The sequence below is a fragment of the Nitrospirota bacterium genome, from assembly GCA_030645475.1.
GTDB lineage: Bacteria > Nitrospirota > Nitrospiria > Nitrospirales > Nitrospiraceae > Palsa-1315.
The window spans coordinates 1-3033 of sequence record JAUSMA010000056.1; the positions used below are offsets into that span (position 1 = coordinate 1).

The following is a 3033-nucleotide window of genomic DNA, read 5'->3' on the forward strand; positions in this document are numbered from 1 at the left end:
AACCAGGTGAAAATGATTCGGCATGAGGCAGACGCCAAACAGGTTGATGGGGAATTTGGATATTGCCGGGGCGAGCAAGTCGAGGAAGGCCCTGTAGTCGCCGTCTTTATGGAAGCCGGCCCCACCGTTCCCTCGATTCAAAACATCGTAGGCGTGCCCAGCAACTTGTCCGAGTGGGACTCAAGGCATGGTGCAGTACGATGCGCAAATCAGAAGTAGCGAGGCAAGAATACGTAGCCTCGGTGGGTTCAAGGTCCTAGTGCAACCCCTGTATCCTGGAGATTCCAGGATACAGGGGTTGTATATGGGACACTATCACCGTTTGACCCTCATGGAGCGTGAAGAACTCAGTCGTATGTTAGCCGCGGGGTATCGTTTACGAGCGACGGCTCAAGCCCTGCAGCGCGCCCCCAGCACGCTGTCACGTGAACTCGCTCGGCACCGCACCAGCCCAGCGACCTATCGCGCTGTGCCAGCCCATCAACGGGCGACTCGGTGGGCCCATCAGCCACGGAAACCCCGTAAGCTCGCGGCTGACCTCCGCCTCCGTCGGGCGGTCTTGGCCCGGCTGGCGCAACGCTGGTCGCCGGAACAGATTGCCCACAGCTTGCGCCAGCAGTATCCTCGAGACCCCGCGATGCAGATTTCGCATGAAGCTATCTATGCCTATCTCTAGGGGTGACCCCCTGACGCCTTCAAGCGCACCCTCACCCGGCACCTCCGGCGGCCCCACCGCTTTCGGCGGCCCCGCAAGCCCCGGCTCTCGTCGCGCGCCGTCCAGGAGATGGTCAGCATTGATGACCGACCAGCCGAAGTGGCCGCGCGTACCGTGCCGGGCCATTGGGAAGGCGACTTGCTCGTCGGCCATGCCAATGCCTCGGCGCTAGGGACTCTCGTCGAACGCACGACGCAGTTTACCCTGCTGGTCCCGCTGAAGGCCAAGCATGCGACCGCGGTACGGCAGGCCTTTGTCCGGGCTGTCCGGACACTGCCGCCCCAACTCCGCCGGTCCCTCACGTATGACCAGGGGCAGGAGATGCGCGACCACCGGCGCTTCACAATCCAGACGAAGATGCCCGTCTACTTTGCGCATCCCCACTGTCCCTGGGAACGGGGCACCAACGAGAACACCAACGGGCTCTTGCGGCAGTTCTTTCCCGCAGGCACCCGGTTCAATCGCGTGTCACGACGGGAAATTACGCGTGTGCAGACGCTACTCAATAATCGGCCGCGGAAAATTCTGAACTGGGACAGCCCAGCCCAGGCCGTTCATCACCTGTTGCGTTAGGATCTTGAATGTACCCAGGCTACTCTTCTACCAGCTTCCTCGGCCTTCCCCGCTGCCGCATCCTCGATTCCGACCCCTTCCCCTCGCCGCACTCTTTGCTTGCCGCTCTTCCCTTCCAAATGGCTGCTGCCGATTCACGCAGGTCCGCAACGTGACCAGTTCATGATCAAACAGCGGATGATCGATCCAGGCCGAAGACGGTCGCCCCCCGCTCTCTCGATTCGGAACATGGCAAACGTGCCCGGCAACTTGTCCGCGAAGCAGCTGTCACATCGCAAGAATAAGTAGCCTGCCCCTTTTACTCCCCCCAAAGCTTGCTGCCCTGGGGCAAGAAACCTGTATAGTACGGCGTTCACCAAAATCACATCGTCGGAGGTTTCATGGATTGGACGTCGCTTATTACTACCCTCGAATTTCTGGTGTTTGCGCTCGTCGTGGGCGTCATCGCCAAAGTGCTGATGCCCGGAAAGGATCCGGGTCAGTTGATCGGGACGACGGTGATCGGGATCGGAGGCGGCGTGATCGGCGGCGGTCTTGGAGGCCAAGTGGGTCTCACCGGGGATTCCGATATCGTCGCGTTTGTCTCCGCAATCATCGGGGCGCTCATGCTACTGATGCTCTATCGCTGGCTCACAACCTGACGAATTATGATCGCCAGAGAAAGCCTTGCCCATTGGTGTGGCTCAACTTCCGACGAATCTGCTTCATGAGGTCAGCCGCACTCGTTGTCTCTCCCCGGTCAGCCTCCCCAATCGCAGCAAGTAGTACTGCCTCTTTCTCGGATGATAGTTCGAAGGTCTCATCTCCTTCCAACACCAACACAGTCACAGTCGCTCCTTCCGGGAGGCTATCCTCATCAACCTTGAGCGTCCCAGCAATGACCTTTCCAGTGGCAATCAACATAGCAACATCCTAGCACTTCAGATGGGACAGAAAAATGTGAACAGTCTGAATTCCCCAGTGTGTGGCAATCCGGCGCATTGCTGTCACACAATCATACCGGCGCTACGGCCTCTTTGACGCGCCGAACCTTGATCTTTCCGACGCGTTTTTCCACTTGTGCCAGATCATAGGCTGCCTGCATTCGCAGCCAGGTTTCGGCGCCGCCCCCGAACGCCTTTTCCAGCCGGATCGCCATCTCCGCAGAAATCCCGGCCTTGCCGCTGACCAGATTATTCATGGCCTGCCGCGTCACACCCAATGCCTTCGCCCCATCCGTAATGGAGAGCCCCAGTGGCTCAAGGCAATCATGGCGCACCGACAAGCCTGGATGGGGAGGGTTCTTCATACGCATCGTGGATCTCCTCAGTGATAGTCAATCAGATCGACATCGTAGGCGCTGCCGTTTTCGAATCGAAACACGATCCGCCAGTTGCCCGATACGCTCACGGCCCAGAAACCAGCCAGCTCTCCCTTTAAGGGGTGGAGTCGATACCCTGGCAGCCCCATGTCTTGCACGGTCATCGCCTCATTCAACCGAGCCAAGATACGGGCAATCTTCTCGGCTTGCGAGGCCGGCACCTTTCGACGATCATCGTCTTCAAAAAATCGGGCCAGCCCTTTGTGCTTGAAGCTTTCGATCACACATCTATCCTGCTCGCCCCCGCAATCGCTGTCAAGCATGACTTGACATGTTGGTGAGGCAAGAAGCCGCGAGTGTCAAGGATAAGAAAGGTGAGCTGCCCAGGATTTTGCGGACACCAGGTAAGAGTCACTGACCCGTCGTTCGAACTCCAGCGGCGTCA

The 3033-nt window shown here is 58.8% G+C and carries 6 protein-coding genes and 1 pseudogene; 4 read left to right on the forward strand and 3 right to left on the reverse strand.

The window, feature by feature from the left end; genetic code table 11:
• The 4 genes and pseudogenes from Q7U76_09570 to Q7U76_09585 all read left to right on the forward strand — a co-directional run.
• Nucleotides 1-219 (forward strand): hypothetical protein (locus Q7U76_09570; protein ID MDO8356624.1); only part of this gene is annotated, 219 nt, incomplete at its 5' end.
• 85 nt (nt 220-304) lie between these two features.
• Nucleotides 305-676, forward strand: a complete 372-nt coding sequence (locus tag Q7U76_09575) for a helix-turn-helix domain-containing protein (GenBank protein MDO8356625.1) — start codon at nt 305-307, stop codon at nt 674-676.
• Between the two features lie 39 nt (nt 677-715).
• Nucleotides 716-1288 (forward strand): annotated as a pseudogene (locus Q7U76_09580) (IS30 family transposase).
• 380 nt (nt 1289-1668) lie between these two features.
• Complete coding sequence (locus Q7U76_09585) at nt 1669-1929, forward strand: GlsB/YeaQ/YmgE family stress response membrane protein (GenBank protein MDO8356626.1); 261 nt, start codon at nt 1669-1671, stop codon at nt 1927-1929.
• 4 nt (nt 1930-1933) lie between these two features.
• Here the strand turns inward: Q7U76_09585 and Q7U76_09590 are convergent, their stop codons facing one another.
• The 3 genes from Q7U76_09590 to Q7U76_09600 form a co-directional block, all read right to left on the reverse strand.
• Nucleotides 1934-2191: a hypothetical protein gene (locus Q7U76_09590; GenBank protein MDO8356627.1), complete on the reverse strand. Its 258-nt coding sequence runs from the start codon at nt 2189-2191 to the stop codon at nt 1934-1936.
• Between the two features lie 91 nt (nt 2192-2282).
• Nucleotides 2283-2582, reverse strand: coding sequence for a HigA family addiction module antitoxin (locus tag Q7U76_09595; protein ID MDO8356628.1), 300 nt, complete (start codon nt 2580-2582; stop codon nt 2283-2285).
• A gap of 11 nt (nt 2583-2593) precedes the next feature.
• On the reverse strand, nt 2594-2872 hold the full coding sequence (locus tag Q7U76_09600; protein MDO8356629.1) for a type II toxin-antitoxin system RelE/ParE family toxin: 279 nt from the start codon (nt 2870-2872) through the stop codon (nt 2594-2596).
• Nucleotides 2873-3033 lie beyond the last annotated feature (161 nt).

What these genes read in the sequence shown, in the direction of transcription:
- Q7U76_09595 (MDO8356628.1), bottom strand. Translation starts at nt 2,582, where the DNA reads ATGCGTATGAAGAACCCTCCCCATCCAGGCTTGTCGGTGCGCCATGAT.
- Q7U76_09575 (MDO8356625.1), top strand. Translation starts at nt 305, where the DNA reads ATGGGACACTATCACCGTTTGACCCTCATGGAGCGTGAAGAACTCAGT.
- Q7U76_09585 (MDO8356626.1), top strand. Translation starts at nt 1,669, where the DNA reads ATGGATTGGACGTCGCTTATTACTACCCTCGAATTTCTGGTGTTTGCG.
- Q7U76_09590 (MDO8356627.1), bottom strand. Translation starts at nt 2,191, where the DNA reads ATGTTGATTGCCACTGGAAAGGTCATTGCTGGGACGCTCAAGGTTGAT.